Annotated in this window: 16 protein-coding genes; 3 read left to right on the forward strand and 13 right to left on the reverse strand. The window is 62.0% G+C overall.

Annotation, left to right across the window (positions count from 1 at the left end):
• Window positions 1-27 precede the first annotated feature (27 nt).
• From nusB to HB676_RS24690, 8 genes are all read right to left on the reverse strand, one after another.
• A complete protein-coding gene (gene nusB / locus HB676_RS24655) occupies window positions 28-537 on the reverse strand; it encodes a transcription antitermination factor NusB (RefSeq protein WP_213741053.1) in 510 nt (169 codons plus the stop codon).
• Window positions 538-539: 2 nt separating this feature from the next.
• Complete coding sequence (gene ribH, locus HB676_RS24660) at window positions 540-1,031, reverse strand: 6,7-dimethyl-8-ribityllumazine synthase (protein WP_213741093.1); 492 nt, start codon at window positions 1,029-1,031, stop codon at window positions 540-542.
• A gap of 113 nt (window positions 1,032-1,144) precedes the next feature.
• On the reverse strand, window positions 1,145-1,753 hold the full coding sequence (locus HB676_RS24665) for a riboflavin synthase (RefSeq protein WP_213741054.1): 609 nt from the start codon (window positions 1,751-1,753) through the stop codon (window positions 1,145-1,147).
• On the reverse strand, window positions 1,753-2,907 hold the full coding sequence (gene ribD, locus HB676_RS24670; RefSeq protein WP_213741055.1) for a bifunctional diaminohydroxyphosphoribosylaminopyrimidine deaminase/5-amino-6-(5-phosphoribosylamino)uracil reductase RibD: 1,155 nt from the start codon (window positions 2,905-2,907) through the stop codon (window positions 1,753-1,755). Before ribD ends, HB676_RS24665 begins: the two co-directional genes overlap by 1 nt.
• Window positions 2,904-3,386: a transcriptional regulator NrdR gene (gene nrdR, locus HB676_RS24675; RefSeq protein WP_213741056.1), complete on the reverse strand. Its 483-nt coding sequence runs from the start codon at window positions 3,384-3,386 to the stop codon at window positions 2,904-2,906. Before nrdR ends, ribD begins: the two co-directional genes overlap by 4 nt.
• A gap of 12 nt (window positions 3,387-3,398) precedes the next feature.
• On the reverse strand, window positions 3,399-4,709 hold the full coding sequence (gene glyA, locus HB676_RS24680; RefSeq protein WP_249780445.1) for a serine hydroxymethyltransferase: 1,311 nt from the start codon (window positions 4,707-4,709) through the stop codon (window positions 3,399-3,401).
• A gap of 186 nt (window positions 4,710-4,895) precedes the next feature.
• Window positions 4,896-6,155 (reverse strand): L,D-transpeptidase family protein, encoded by a 1,260-nt coding sequence (locus tag HB676_RS24685; protein ID WP_249780446.1) that lies wholly within the window; start codon window positions 6,153-6,155, stop codon window positions 4,896-4,898.
• 190 nt (window positions 6,156-6,345) lie between these two features.
• Window positions 6,346-6,984 (reverse strand): glutathione S-transferase, encoded by a 639-nt coding sequence (locus HB676_RS24690; protein WP_213741057.1) that lies wholly within the window; start codon window positions 6,982-6,984, stop codon window positions 6,346-6,348.
• A gap of 778 nt (window positions 6,985-7,762) precedes the next feature.
• Here HB676_RS24690 and HB676_RS24695 point away from each other — a divergent pair.
• Window positions 7,763-8,284 carry a cytochrome P460 family protein gene (locus HB676_RS24695; RefSeq protein ID WP_213741058.1) on the forward strand — a complete coding sequence of 174 codons (522 nt, stop codon included), beginning with the start codon at window positions 7,763-7,765 and terminating at the stop codon, window positions 8,282-8,284.
• Window positions 8,285-8,314: 30 nt separating this feature from the next.
• Here HB676_RS24695 and HB676_RS24700 read toward each other — a convergent pair whose 3' ends face one another.
• The 4 genes from HB676_RS24700 to HB676_RS24715 form a co-directional block, all read right to left on the reverse strand.
• On the reverse strand, window positions 8,315-8,467 hold the full coding sequence (locus HB676_RS24700; RefSeq protein WP_213741059.1) for a hypothetical protein: 153 nt from the start codon (window positions 8,465-8,467) through the stop codon (window positions 8,315-8,317).
• Window positions 8,468-8,522: 55 nt separating this feature from the next.
• Window positions 8,523-8,672 carry a hypothetical protein gene (locus tag HB676_RS24705; protein WP_213741060.1) on the reverse strand — a complete coding sequence of 50 codons (150 nt, stop codon included), beginning with the start codon at window positions 8,670-8,672 and terminating at the stop codon, window positions 8,523-8,525.
• Between the two features lie 66 nt (window positions 8,673-8,738).
• On the reverse strand, window positions 8,739-8,990 hold the full coding sequence (locus HB676_RS24710) for a hypothetical protein (RefSeq protein ID WP_213741061.1): 252 nt from the start codon (window positions 8,988-8,990) through the stop codon (window positions 8,739-8,741).
• Between the two features lie 99 nt (window positions 8,991-9,089).
• The gene (locus HB676_RS24715; protein WP_213741062.1) at window positions 9,090-9,263 is read right to left on the reverse strand and encodes a hypothetical protein; all 174 of its coding nucleotides are present in this window, start codon (window positions 9,261-9,263) and stop codon (window positions 9,090-9,092) included.
• A gap of 404 nt (window positions 9,264-9,667) precedes the next feature.
• Here HB676_RS24715 and HB676_RS24720 point away from each other — a divergent pair, with 404 nt between their 5' ends.
• On the forward strand, window positions 9,668-12,685 hold the full coding sequence (locus HB676_RS24720; protein WP_213741063.1) for an autotransporter domain-containing protein: 3,018 nt from the start codon (window positions 9,668-9,670) through the stop codon (window positions 12,683-12,685).
• A 114-nt stretch (window positions 12,686-12,799) separates the two neighbouring features.
• Here HB676_RS24720 and HB676_RS24725 read toward each other — a convergent pair whose 3' ends face one another.
• Complete coding sequence (locus tag HB676_RS24725) at window positions 12,800-13,453, reverse strand: HEAT repeat domain-containing protein (RefSeq protein ID WP_213741064.1); 654 nt, start codon at window positions 13,451-13,453, stop codon at window positions 12,800-12,802.
• A 201-nt stretch (window positions 13,454-13,654) separates the two neighbouring features.
• Here HB676_RS24725 and HB676_RS24730 point away from each other — a divergent pair, with 201 nt between their 5' ends.
• Window positions 13,655-14,917 carry a multidrug effflux MFS transporter gene (locus HB676_RS24730; RefSeq protein WP_249780447.1) on the forward strand — a complete coding sequence of 421 codons (1,263 nt, stop codon included), beginning with the start codon at window positions 13,655-13,657 and terminating at the stop codon, window positions 14,915-14,917.
• Window positions 14,918-14,951: the final 34 nt, after the last annotated feature.

Consider the following 14,951-nt stretch of genomic DNA (forward strand, 5'->3'; position numbering starts at 1 on the left):
GATCCATCATGACTGTCAACCCGTGTGCTAACCGCGCACGAACTCGTCGGCGCGAAACTGACGGCCGATCTGGTCGAGCACCGCATTGACCATGCCGGTCTCATCCGGCTCGACAAAGGCATGCGCGACGTCGACATATTCCGACACCACGACCCGGCCGGGCACGTCCTTGCGATGCTCGAGTTCGTAAGCACCGGCGCGCAGCACCGCACGCAAAATCGCGTCGATCCGCTTCAGCGGCCAGCCCTTCGACAAGGCTTCGTCGATCACGGGATCGAGCTTGCCCTGATCGCGCACCACACCGGAAACCACGTCGCGGAAGAAAGCGGCTTCAGCCGGCAGATAGGTATCGCCTTCGACTTCGTTGCCGAGCCAATGGCTCTCGAACTCGGCAAAGATATCGTTGATCCCGGCGCCGCCGATATCCATCTGGTAGAGCGCCTGCACCGCCGCCAGCCGCGCCGCACCGCGCCGGTTGGCTTTCTTGTCCGGACCTTTGGCGGGCTTCTTTTCCTGGGTCTTCTTGTTGTCTGCCATCATCAGGTCCGCGCCAGCCGGCGTTTGATCCGCAACATGGCCAGCGCCGCGCGCGCGGCATCGCCGCCCTTGTTGAGTTCGCCAGCACGCGCCCTCTCCCACGCCTGCGCGTCGGTGTTCACCGTGATGATGCCATTGCCGAGCGGAAACTTTCGCGCCACCGCAAGGTCCATCAGCGCCCGCGAAGATTCCATCGACACGATTTCGAAATGGATGGTCTCGCCGCGCACCACGCAGCCGAGCGCGATTGCCGCGTCATAGGGCTTGCCGTTTTTCTCGGCGGCATCGAGTGCGATTGCGATCGCGGCGGGGATTTCCAGCGCGCCGGGCACCGTGATCACATCATGGGTGACGCCGGCGGCCTTCAGTTCGGCAACAGCGCCTTCCAGCAGCGCATCCTGGATATCGTCATAAAAGCGTGCCTCGACGATCAGCGCGCGAGCGCCGGAAATGTCGGTCTGATCTTTCAACTGCGCGCGCCGTGACTCTGCCATCATCTATCTTTCGAACTACTACTCGTCATTGCCGGACTTGATCCGGCAATCCATCTTGTTAAGAGGATGGATACGCGGGTCAAGCCCGCGTATGACACATTTAACGTTGAACTCTACTTCATTTCCGAGAGCCGCGCCGCGTAGCGCGCCATCAAATCGACCTCGAGATTGACCTCGCCGCCCGCGCGCCACGCGCCCAGCGTCGTGACCGCCAGCGTGTGGGGAATGATCAACACCGAAAACGTGACGTCATCGACCGTATTCACGGTCAGTGACACCCCATCCAGCGTCACCGAGCCCTTGGTGGCGATGAAGCGCGCCAGATCGCGCGTGGTCCGCAGCACGAACCGCGCCATGTCGGTCAGATCGTCGCGGCTGACGATGGTCGCTACTCCATCGGCATGGCCGGCGACGATATGGCCGCCGAGTTCGTCGCCGATCTTCAGCGCGCGTTCGAGATTGAGCCTGGTTCCGCTCACCCAATGGTTGGCTGTCGTCATCGCGAGCGTCTCGGCCGCGGCATCGACGTCGAACCAGGTTTTGTCGTTCTCAACACCCGAAGCCACCACAGTCAGGCAAACGCCATTGCAGGCAATCGATGCGCCATCCGCGATGGTCGCGCGATCATAGCGGCATGCGATCCGCAGCCGGTGCAACTGGCCCTGCGCCGTGGGCGTCAGGGCGGTGATCTCGCCGATATCGGTAACTATGCCGGTAAACATCAGGCCCGCTCGTAGATGGTGAGTGTGTCGTTTTGCATTGTGTCGCTAGCACGGACCTTGAACGCGGGCGACCCGGTGATCGCGGACAGCGGCAATGCGTCCAGCGCGGCGACGCCGTCGGCGCCGATCGTATCAGGCCCACGCAACAGCCAGATTTCATCGGCCAGCCCACCAGCGACAAACGACGCGGCAACGCGCGCGCCGCCCTCGACCAACAGCCGCGTGATGCCTTTTTCCGCCAGCGCGTGCAGCACACCCATCAGATCCAGCCCCGGCGGCGGTGCCGATGTGGTGGGCACACGGATCACCTGCGCGCCCGCGGCGCCGAGTTTCATCGCGGCCGGTGCTTCCGACAGGCTCGACGTCATCACCCACAGCGGCGTCGCGCGGGCGGAATGAACCAGCCGGCTGGTGCCTGATATCCGCAACGCACGGTCCAGCACCACCCGTACCGGGGAGCGTGCCTCCATGCCCGGCAGGCGGCAGGTCAACACGGGATCATCCGCCTGTACGGTCCCGATTCCGACCAGGACGGCGTCGCATTGCGCGCGCAGCAGATGCACCCGCGCCCTGACCGCCTCACCCGTCACGGCGACCGGCTTGCGGCCGGCCGCGCCGATCTTGTCGTCCGCCGAGACGGCGAGCTTGAGGATCACATGCGGGCGCTTGTCGCGAATGCGGCGAAAATGCCCGGCATGGTCGTGCGCGGCTTCCTGTGCGCCGAGCCCGATATCGACGGCTATGCCTGCGGCGCGCAGCCGGGCATGGCCCTGCCCGGCTACATCAGGATTGGGATCCTCGATCGCCGACACCACCCGCGCGATCCCCGCGGCAATGATCGCGTCCGCACATGGCGGCGATTTGCCGACATGCGAGCACGGCTCCAGCGTCACATAAAGCGTGGCGCCACGGGCGGCCTCGCCGGCCTGCGCCAGCGCCACCGGCTCGGCATGGGGACGGCCCCCGGGCTGGGTCCAGCCGCGCCCGACAATCACGCCATCCTTGACCACGACGGCGCCGACCGCCGGATTGGGCCAGGTGCGCCCCTGCCCGCGCCGCCCGAGCGCTAAGGCGAGTTGCATGAAACGCTGGTCGGCCGCCTTCGATTTTCGCGATTTTTGCGCGAACTGCTCTTCCAGGATGCGGAAGATCATTTGCGTAACAGAGCGAGCCGCGCGTCGTCGTCGCCGGAGAGCTCGCCGAGCACAGCCTCGAAATCCTTGGCCTCGCGGAAATTGCGATAGACCGAGGCGAACCGCACATAGGCGACGTCGTCGAGCTGGCGCAGATGCTCCATCACGATCTCGCCGATCGCTTCCGATGAAATCTCGGCCTCGCCACCGCTTTCAAGCTCGCGCACGATGGCCGAGACCATTTTCTCGACCCGCTCCGGATCCACCGGGCGCTTGCGCAGTGAGATCTGCAATGAGCGCACCAGCTTGTCACGGTCGAACGGCACCCTTCGGCCGTTACGCTTGATCACCGTAAGTTCGCGCAGTTGCACCCGCTCGAAAGTGGTGAACCGGAAATTGCAGGCGATGCACACCCGCCGCCGCCGGATCACGGCGGAATCCTCGGTCGGACGCGAGTCCTTTACCTGCGTATCGAGACTGTTGCAGCTTGGGCATCGCATCCGGCAAAAACCTTATTGATAAATCGGGAAACGGTCAGTGAGCGCCTTCACCCGTTCCTTGATGGCAGCTTCCACCAGCGGCGCACTGCCGTCCTGCGACTGCGCTACCGCATTGAGCACTTCGGCGATCAGGCCGCCGACCTGCTGGAATTCGGCGACGCCGAATCCACGCGTGGTCGCGGCCGGCGTGCCCAGACGAAGACCCGAGGTGACGAACGGCTTCTCCGGGTCGAAGGGAATGCCGTTCTTGTTGCAGGTGATCGCCGCGCGCACCAAGGCCTTTTCCGAGGCGTTGCCCTTGAGACCCTTGGGCCGCAGATCCACCAGCATCAGATGGTTGTCGGTGCCGCCGGAGACGATGTCGAAGCCATGCGCGCGCAGGCTTTCCGCCAGCGCCTTGGCGTTCTCGACCACGTTCTTCGCATAGACCTTGAAATCCGGACGCAGCGCTTCGGCAAAGGCGACCGCCTTGGCCGCGATCACATGCATCAAGGGTCCGCCCTGCAGGCCCGGGAAAATCGCCGAGTTCAGTTTCTTGGCCAGCGCCTCGTCATTGGTCAAAATCAACCCGCCACGCGGACCGCGCAGCGACTTGTGCGTCGTGGTGGTGGTGACATGCGCATGCGGCACCGGCGAGGCATGGACGCCGCCGGCCACGAGGCCAGCGAAATGCGCCATGTCGACCAAGAGATACGCGCCGATGCTGTCGGCGATTTCGCGAAAGCGTTTGAAATCCCACGGCCGCGAATAGGCCGAGCCGCCCGCGATGATCAGCTTCGGCCGCACTGTTTCAGCCTGCTTTGCCACGGCATCCATGTCGATGAGTTGGTCCTCGCGCCGCACCGTGTAGTGCGAGGCCTTGAACCATTTGCCGGACATATTGACCGGCGAGCCATGGGTGAGATGTCCGCCGGCGGCGAGATCGAGACCCATGAAGGTGTCGCCAGGCTGCAGCAGCGCCAGGAACACGGCCTGGTTCATCTGGCTGCCAGAATTCGGCTGCACGTTGGCAAAGCCCGCGCCGAACAGTTTCTTGGCGCGCTCGATCGCCAAAGTCTCGGCGACGTCAACCCATTCGCAGCCGCCGTAATAGCGATGGCCCGGATAGCCCTCGGCGTATTTGTTGGTCATTACCGAGCCCTGTGCTTCCAGCACGGCGCGGCTGACGATGTTCTCGGACGCGATCAGCTCGATCTCGTGGCGCTGCCGGCCGAGTTCGCCGCGGATCGCGGCCGCGATCTCCGGATCGGCGTCAGCCAGCGTGGCGGTGAAGAACGAGTCGGGCGCGGAGGCGGTTTTGGCGCTGCTGGACGAAGAGCTCATGAGTGAAATATCTCCACCGCCGCAAGCGTTTACGGGCATTGCGGGCGGTCTGATGTGGCGGTCGAAAGGGTCCTTGCGGGATATCACATTGGCCGGGAATGGCCAAGCGCTTGCGGTACGCGCCCGGTATTTATGCAAGATATGGTGGGATGCCAGCCCAGCGGCGCCCTCACACCCCCTTTTGGATCAGCCCGCCAGCCCGTCGCGGTTGTAGATATCGTCGCGGAACTGGACCACGCCGTCGGGGGTCGCCCACGCCGTGACGTAGACCCAATACAGCGGCAACGCCTTGGCGACCTTGGCGTCCTTGCGCTCGCCCGACTTGATGACCTCGTCGATCTCGGCCTTCGACCAGCCGGGACTATCGGCCAAAATCCAGTAGACCAGTTCGCGGACATTCTGCACACGCATGCAGCCCGAGGACGCAAAGCGGAAATCCTCGCCGAACAGCCCCTTTGAGGGCGTGTCGTGCATATAGACGCCATCAGGACTGAGGAAATTGATCTTCATTGAGCCCAACGAATTGAAATCACCGGCGTCCTGCTTGAACTTGTAATTCACGGCCTCGGCCGAATACCAGTCGATTTGCGACGGCGGCAGCTCGTTGTTCTTGGGATCGAAGATGCGGATGTGATTCCGGGTGAGATAATCCGGCTCGGCCTGCATCTTCGGAATCAGATCCTTGCGGATGATCGACACCGGCACGGTCCAGAACGGATTGAAGTTGATCTGCACGATCTTGCTGCGCACATCCGGCGACGGGCGGTCCGGCTTGCCGGCGACCGCTGTGTGGCGCGTCACCGCGACGCCGTTCTCGATCGCCTCGATTTGCGCCGCCGGAATATTGGCGACCACGATGCGGTTACCGAGATTGCCGCTCAGGCTTTTCAGCCTGACCGCATTGGTCCGAAGCTGCGCCAGCCGCCTGTCGGCCGGGACGTTGAGCGCGCGCAGCGTCGCGTCATGCACCACGCCATCGGCATGCAATCCATGGCGCAGTTGAAAGCGGCGCACGGCGGCATCGACATAGGAATCGAACACCTCGCGTTCGCCGGAATTGAGTTCAAGATCGCCCACGATCGACAACCGCGCACGCAGCGACGGCACCGCCGGGCTCTTGACGCCGACCCTAAGCCCCTCGCCGCCGGATACTTCCGGCCAGCCGCCCTTGGCGACGATGGTCTCATATTGCGCAATTGAAGTCTGCGTGGTTTCCGCGGTCGAGGGCGACAGCGTCGGCAATGATTTCTTCGGCAGCTTGACGTTGCGCGAAGCATTGTCGAAGCCGCTGCCGAGGCCGCTGTCCTGGTTTTCCCTGATCAGGTCGTTGAGCATCTGATCGGGCGTCTGGTCGTCGGCCGCATGCGCCGCGCCCACGAGCGCGCTCGCGGCGAGACCGGCGCCGGCATGAGCGATAAAAGATCGGCGGGTGAGCAAGTTGGCCATGCGATTAGTCACATCTTCCATCGTTCGTCATTCCGGGATGCGCCCCTTGGCGCAGGCCCGGAATCCATACTCCCGGATCGTGGTTATGGATTCCGGGCTCGCGCGTCGCGCGCCCCGGAATGACCAAGAACTAGCAGACCGCGGCAGGCAGGATAACCCGCTAAATTCCGCCTTCGCAAACACGTGAACGCTATTGTGCGAAGCGGTAGGCCCCGCCCTTCTCGACCGAGCGCTGGAAGGCGGGGCGCGCATGCATGCGCGTGAGCCAGGCGCTGAGGTTGGGATAGGGTTCGAGCTTCTTGAAGGCCTTGGCCATCTCGGCGACAAAGCTCATCTGGATATCCGCGCCGGTCAGCGACGTCCCGATGAAGAACTCCCGCCCCTTAAGCGCGCCTTCGACATAGCCGAGATGATTTGCGATTTCGCTGTCGATCCGCGGATGCAGCGGCGCACCCGCCTCCTTCAGCCTGCCGACATAGAGATTGAGCATCAGCGGCAGCATCCCGGATCCTTCCGAATAGTGCAGCCACTCGTTGTAAGGCTCGAAGTCGGCGCTGTCGGGCGCAGGCATCAGCGCAGCCTTGCCGCTCTGTTGGCCGTAGCGGCGAATGAGGTAATCCACGATCGCGCCGGACTCCGCAATCCTGACGTTACCGTCGGTGATCACAGGCGATTTGCCGAGCGGATGCACCGCCATCAACTCCGGCGGCGCCAGCCGCGTGATCGCATCGCGCTGATATTTTTTCATCTCATAGGGCGTGCCGAGTTCTTCCAGCAGCCACAGAATCCGCTGCGAGCGCGAGTCGTTGAGATGATGCAGCGTGAGCATGGGGTTTCCTTCGGGCTCTTTTTGAAGGCTGAATTTACCCGAGGCTTATAACACCGTCATTGCGAGCGGAGCGAAGCAATCCATCGGGCGACACAAAGAAAGAAAGTAAGAGTGGATTGCTTCGCTTCGCTCGCAATGACGGGTCTATCGTCCCCACTCTCGCCACCCGTCGTCCCTGCGTGCGCAGGGACGACGATGTGTAAACACATGCGCTCTCGTTCTCGCGGCATGTTCCGCCCGAGTCATGCTTCAAATTTCCGCCCCTTCGAGGGCGTGGGGAATGCCGGGTGCCCGTGCACCCGCAGCCGCGCGTGTATTGGTAGGTAGCACGCGCGTTAGTCACCACGAGTACACCGGGATCACCCGGCATTCCCGCACGCGATGGTGTTAACGGTTTCCTTCGTACTCTCCCCGGTGATCGGGCTCTTTTGTCACCGTCGCTTCGCAAAACGTCTGCGAAACTTGAACGCCAGCGTCGAGGCGTCAGGACCACACGACTTCGCCGTCCGCAAGCCATGCGCATTCGTCAAAGCGCCGCTTGCGTCCACCGCATCCCGCCCCGCGTCCGTGACGATCGCGATACGCCCCTCCTGTGGGACGAGACGGCGAAATCTATACAACTGATTTGGGTCCCGCGAAAAGCAAAATTTCGGAAATTCAGAAACATTGTCGTTGCCTTCTCCCCCGACTCGCGCCATGCGACCATATCAAGGTATGATTTCCACCTTCCGAACCGTCTGCGACCGTCGCCGCCGCGCCCGGATGGCAGGAGACCCAGATGAAACAGTTTGTCGTGGTGCTGTGTGCAGGTGGTCTGCTGACCGGTTTGATCGGGTACGATACTCCTGCGTCTGGACAGGTCGCCGGGGACAACGCGCCGGTCATGCTCGAACTTCCTCCCGGTTATCGGGACTGGCCGCTGATCGCCGTGGCGCACGAAGAAGGCAAGCTCAATGATTTGCGCGCGATCCTGGGCAACGAGATAGCGATCAAGGCCGCTCGAGCGGGAACGCTTCCCTACCCTGACGGCACCATCATCGCACGGCTGGCCTGGGATTATCATCCATTGGAGGAAAGCAAGGAGGCTTTCGGCAACGCTCAATCGTTCGTCGCGGTGACGCCCAAGAACGGCGTGCAGTTCATGGTCAAGGACGCGCGAAAATATGCTTCGACCGGGGGCTGGGGGTATATCGAATTTGACGACGGCAAGCCTTCCAGCAAGGCGATGCCCAGTGCCTGCTTTGCCTGCCACACGACCGTGAAATCTCGCGACTTCGTCTTCAACCGTTACGCACCTTGAACGCGAAGCTTCAAGGGTATCGGTCGCGCCCTAGAAGCCGCTCTTCTCCCTTAGCGGCTGAAGTTCGTCATCCTCTTTGGCATTGCTGGTTTTGGTCGCGGTCTGGGCCCGCTCCTTGTCGGCCGGCTGTTCCTGCGCCTTTTCGTCAAGAACGATACCCTGTCGTTTTTCATTTTTCGGCATGGCTTTCTCCTTTGCGAGCCAACGCAAACCGAGCAGCGCGCGATGCACCGGCAAATTAATGCCGCTTGAAATACTGAACGTCGCGCTCGTGCTTTTCGGCTGCGGCGCGCGATTTGAAGGTGCCGAGATTGCGGCGTTTGCCGGTCTTCGGATTCAGCTTGCGCGAATAAAGCCGGTACTCGCCCGACTGCAATTTACGGATCATGGTCTCGCCTCCGAACAATGGAAGCAAAAGGGCTCCGAGATGATCGGAGCCCCCTTCGCATCAGTTTTAGTCGTTGTCGTGAATAACCGTCTTGCTGCGAGTGCCGTCAGAATCTTCCTTCTTGATCACCGTCGTGCGGTCGGTGGGCTCACGCTCCTTGATCACCGTGGTGCGATCACGGTCGCGATAGTCGCGGTCATGAGATTCGCCAACAGTGACGCCGGCGCCGACCGGACCTACTCGAACGCCCACTTCATCCGCGAAAGCAGGCGTCGCAACGATGCCGATCAAAGCGGCAGCAAACAGAGATTTCTTCATGTTCCATCCTCCGATTTCAATGGTGGGAAAATGCGAGGATGGATCATTCGTTCCCTCGAATATCGAGCCGGCACAAGGGAACATTTGTTCGAACTTCTCTCAGGCGTCCTTTGACTTCTTTGGCTGAACAGCACTGGCGGGATCGGACCCGGGAAAACTTTCTTCAAGACCTTCTTTCAGGTCGGTTTTTACTTTCGATCGGTCGGCCCTGATTGCATCTTTTGGATCGACAGCGTGCTTGTCCTTGGGGGCCGGATCAAATTTTTGAGTCATCAAACCATTCCCGCTTAAGCGCTGAAAAAAGCTGCGCCATCCAACAACGACACCTCATCAAGTTCGTTCCGATACGCTGACATGACGACCGATGACGAATTCCGTGCCGGCTGCCGGACGCTTTGGTTAACGCCCTCCACAACTTGTCTCCCATCGGCAACAGCACCGCTCAATCGTTCCATAGTGACGCCCAGTCCGTAACGGGTGACGTCCAGTCCAAGCCGATTTCACGGAAATCACTAGAAACATAGCTCGGATTCGAAATTTCCTGTTCCGGTTTTGGCCGCATCATCTGGCGCCACAACGGGCCTGGAATCAGGCGAACGTTGGAGGCACATTTGTTTTCTGGTCACTTAATTTCTTCCCGCATTCGCTTGAAGCCGGGCATTCTGGCGACCTCCGCGGTGGCCCTCCTTTCTGTTTGCTGGACGGCATCAGCGCAAGCGCAGACCTGGCTGGCTACGCCTGGTAGCGGCGACTGGAATACGGCAGCCAACTGGAATCCGGCGACTGTGCCGGATTCGACGACGGCCATCGCACTTTTCGGCACATCCAACACGACCGCAGTCTCTCTCTCCAGCGGCGTGGCGGTCGACAGCATCGCTTTCAATGGAACGAGCGCTTATACGCTTGATCTCAACGGACAGTTGATGGTTGTCCACGGCACAGGGATTTTCAACACCTCAGGTCTTACGCAGACCATCATCGTCAGCGGCATACTCGATTTCAAGAACGGCGCCTCGGCGGGTGGAAGCGATATTGCCTATTCCTTGCAGAACGGCGGCAGCGGCTCGGCGCAGTTCCAGAACAGCTCAACACTCGGCTCGGCGACCTTCACGGTCAACAGCGGCTCGGTTCTTCAAATGCTCGACACCTCGACGGGTGGCGCCGCGCGCATCATCGACAACGGACAGTTGCTGATGCAGAAGTCGGATGGCATCCTCGGCATCGGGTCGCTGGAAGGAAACGGCGTTGTTATTTCCTCGCTTCTGAATGGAGGCGCCGCCGCGCAGACCCTGACGGTCGGCACCGCGAATACCAGCACGGCCTTCTCCGGCCAGATCCTGGACGGGACAGGCGTGACAACCGCCCTGACGAAAACCGGAACGGGTACGCTCACTTTGACGGGAGCGAATACCTATACCGGCGATACCACGATCGGTAACGGAACGCTGGCTTTGACGGGAACGGGCAGCATCGCCACCTCCGGTCTGGTCAATCTGACCGCCTCGCTCGGGACATTCGATATTTCCGGCACCACAGCCGGGGCTTCGATCATGGGGCTGAAGGGCGCCGCCAACAGCACCGTGACGCTCGGTTCGCAAACCCTGACCATCACCGCGGGAAGCTCGGCAAATGCTTTTTCCGGTAACATCGGTGGCAGCGGCGGACTGACCATCGCGGGCAACGGCGTCCTGATTCTCAATGGAGCCAACTCTTATACCGGGGCGACAACGATCAACAGCACCGGCATCCTGGGAATCAACGGCACCGGCTCGATCGCAAGTTCCAGCAAGGTGATCAACAACGGCTCTCTCGATCTCTCGGTGATATCCGTGGACTCCTCGATCAAGTCGCTGGCGGGAACCAACGCCGGCTCCAATCTATTCCTCGGTAACCACTCCCTGAATTTGACCGCCGCAAACGACACCTACGCAGGCCAGATCTCCGGCACTGGCGGACTGACACTCAGCGGCGGCACCGAAACGCTGACAGGCTCGATCGGTTACTCCGGTGCGACCACGATCAATGGTGGCACCTTGGTCGTCAACAACTCGCTCGCATCGTCGAGCGGGGTTACGGTAAATACCGGCGGTACGCTTATGGGCACCGGCGCTGTCGGCAACACCTCGATCGCAGGCGGCACGTTCGCACCGGGCTCGGGTACGCCGGGCTCGTCGCTGACGGTTTTTGGCACGCTCGGACTCACGGCGGCATCGACCTATGCCGTCAACATCAACCCGACCACGTCGTCATTCGCCACTGTGAGCGGCGCCGCGACACTGGGCGGCGCGACCGTCAATGCGATCTATGCCAATGGCAGCTACGTCGCGAAGCAATACACGATCCTGACTGCGGGCAGTTTTGTCAGCCCCTTCGGTTCGGTGGTCAACACCAACCTGCCGGCGGGCTTCATCTCGACACTGGCTTACGATCCGACCCACGCCTATCTGAACCTGGCCTTGAGCTTTACGCCGCCGACGACACCGACTTCGCCGGGGTCACCGGGTTCGCCTGTCTATAATGGCCTCAACGGCAACCAGCAGCACGTCGCCAATGCGTTGATCAACTTCTTCAACGCCACCGGCGGCATTCCCCTGGTGTTCGGTGCGCTGGCGCCGGCCGGGTTGAGCCAGGTCTCGGGCGAGACCGCGACCGGATCGCAGCAGGCGACGTTCGACGCGATGACCCAGTTCATGAATGTGATGATGGATCCATTCATGGCCGGTCGCGGCGAAGGCTTTGATGCACCGGGCGGCGCACCGAGCGGCTATGCTTCGAGCGAAAAGACCGGCGCCGTGCGCGACGCCAATGCGATGTTCGTCAAGGGTCCCGTCACGCCCTTTGAAGCGCGCTGGAGCACATGGGCCGCGGGCTTCGGCGGGTCGCAGACCACCGACGGCAATGCGACCGTCGGATCCAACAGCGCGACGTCGCGGGTCTATGGCACCGCCGTGGGCGCCGACTATCGCTTCTCGCCGTTCACCATTGCCGGTTTCTCGCTCGCCGGCGGCGGCACCAGCTTTAGCGTCAACAACAGCGGCACCGGGCATTCCGACCTCTTTCAAGCGGGTGCGTTCGTACGCCACAATGTAGGCCAGGCCTATATCTCCGGCGCCATCGCCTATGGCTGGCAGGACATCACCACCGACCGTACCGTGACCGCGGCAGGCATCGATCGCCTGCACGCGGAATTCAACGCCAACACCTTCTCGGGCCGCGTCGAAGCCGGTTATCGCTTCGTCGCACCCTTGGTCGATGGCGGCGTCGGCATCACGCCCTATGCGGCCGGGCAAGCCACCACCTTCAGCCTGCCGTCTTATGCCGAAAGCGTCGTCTCCGGTGCCGGCACCTTCGCGCTGGCCTATGGCGCACGGGACGTCACCGACAGCCGCACCGAGCTCGGTCTGCGCACCGACAAATCCTTCGCGATGCCGGACGCGGTCCTGACGCTGCGCGGCCGCTTCGCCTGGGCCCATGACTACAATCCCGATCGCGCTGTCGGCGCGACCTTCCAGACCCTGCCCGGCGCCAGCTTCGTCGTGAATGGCGCGGCGCAGGCGTCCGACTCGGCGCTGACCACCGCCTCCGCCGAATGGAAATGGATCAGCGGCTGGTCAACCGCTGCGACGTTCGAAGGCGAGTTCTCCAACGTCACGCGCTCTTACGCCGGCAAGGGCGTGGTGCGTTACGCCTGGTAAAGCCCGGTTCCACTAGAGCCTTATCGGTTCTGATTGAATCAGAACCGGGCTCTGATCTTTTGTTTTGACGCGTTTTCTTCACGCGAACCGGTATCCACTTCGCTCGAAAACACTCTAGAGTGCGCCGATCGAGCGTCCGTCGATGGCCGCAAGGATGTCCCGCTTGCCGCCTTCGCGTCGCGCGGCGTCCTTTGACATCGCCCGGTACATCATGTGCGCGGGGTCTCTAAAGTCCGCAGGCAGGCCGTGGATAAGCAGAAGCCCCCGCGCCGCGTGGTAGCGCACCAGCGGTTCGGCATCGTCGAGCGCCTTGCGGAGCGCCTTGACCGCAACGGGATCGCTGACATCGCAGAGCGCCTCGACGGCCGCCTGTCGTTGCCAGTCTTCGGCAGAGCCGAGCACGTCGATCATCGCGTCGCGCCAGCGCGGATCGGGACGGATGCGCCATAGCGCTTTTGCGAGATAGACCAATCCGTCGGTCGCATGAAATTCACCGTCCGCAAATTGTGCCCTGGTTTTGGCCTCGCGCCACGCCCGCTGCTGCGCTTCGAATAATTCCGTGAGTTGCGGTTCAGCGCGGCCCGACCGCAGGACGCCGAGCCCAATGACGCCGCGCGTGTCGGGCAGAAATCCGATCAGCATGTCCTCTGCCCGGGTGACTTCCTCGCCCCTGAGTTCGGCGAGCGCCCGTGTATCGAGCCCATCGCGCGCGGACATCTGATCTTCGAAGAAACTGAACCGGAAACGCTCGAACGCGTCAGACGCCATGGCTATCTCTGTCGAAACTCAGCGCCCGTGAAACGCAGCACTTGGGTTCGTCGTGCGGCGTTATCAGGCGGTTCATGTCTGCGACCATTCCGTGACCGTCTCTCCGCTGGAGCCGCTGCTCGCGCAGCAGCCATCCCGGAAGATGGGTTGTGCAGCGCAGCATGCCGGATATACCTCCGCCTCCCCCCAGAGGTATGCCGTTTGACCGATATTAATGCCAACACCTTCGTTTCCTCGAGCCATCGGCCGATGGGATTCCCGGAATTTGTCCTCGTGATCGCTTCGATCATGGCCCTCAATCCATTGGCGATGGACATGATGCTGCCGGCGCTGCCGAACATCGCCTCGGCATTCCACATCACCACTGCCAACCGCCCCCAGGCGATCCTGTCGACATTCCTGATCGGCTTTGGCATCGGCCAGTTCGTCATGGGCCCGCTGTCGGATCGTTTCGGCCGGCGGCCGGTCCTGATCGACGGCATGGCGCTGTATTGCATCGCCAGCGTGCTTGCCGTCACGGCGTCGTCGTTCGAGATGTTGCTGCTGGCACGCGTACTCCAGGGGCTCGGCACCTCCGCCACCCGCGTGATTGCGACCTCGATCGTTCGCGACTGCTACGCGGGCCGCCGCATGGCCAGCGTGATGTCGCTGGCCATGATGGTTTTCATCGCCGTACCCGTGATCGCGCCGTCGATCGGCCAAGCCGTGATGTTGCTGACGCAGTGGCGCGGCATCTTCATCTTATTGACGCTGTATGGCGTGCTGGCGCTGATCTGGAGCGCGCTGCGGATGCCGGAAACCCTGCCGCTATCCGAACGCAAGTCGCTGGCCATCCGCGACGTGCTCGGCGCCTTCCGCCAGACCGTGAGCAACCGGCAGACTTTGGGTTATGCGCTGGCGGCCGGCGGCGTACAGGGTTCGCTGTTCGCGTTCGTCTTTTCGTCGCAGCAGGTGTTCACCGAAATATTCGGCCTCGGGCGTTACTTTCCGCTGGCGTTCGCCGCCATCGCGGTCGGCGTCGCCGTCGCCGGCTTTCTCAATGCCCGTTTCGTGGGGCGGATCGGCATGCGGGTGATTTCGCATGGTGCATTGGTCGGCTTCGTGACGGTGGCAGGAATTCTCCTTCTGGCCGTGAAATTGCACATGCTGCCGCTGCCGCTGTTCATCGCGCTGTCGGCGTTGATGATGTTCGGATTCGGGCTGATGTTCGCCAATTTCACATCGCTTGCGATGGAGCCGCAGGGCCATATCGCCGGCACCGCTTCGTCGTTGTACGGCTCGATCACCACCCTGCTCGGCATTGGCATCGGCACCACGATCGGCCAGCACTATGACGGCACGCTGGTGCCGTTCGCGACCGGCTTTTTCCTGTGCACGCTGGCGTCCTTGGCGGTGGTGCTGGTGACGGAAAAAGGCCGGCTGTTCAATCCGCACAAGATGTCTGCGACGACTGGCAAAGTTTAGCAAAGTTTAGAATGTAAACGCCGCGCTCAGCGCT

This window comes from Bradyrhizobium sp. dw_411, from assembly GCF_018449695.1.
GTDB lineage: Bacteria > Pseudomonadota > Alphaproteobacteria > Rhizobiales > Xanthobacteraceae > Bradyrhizobium.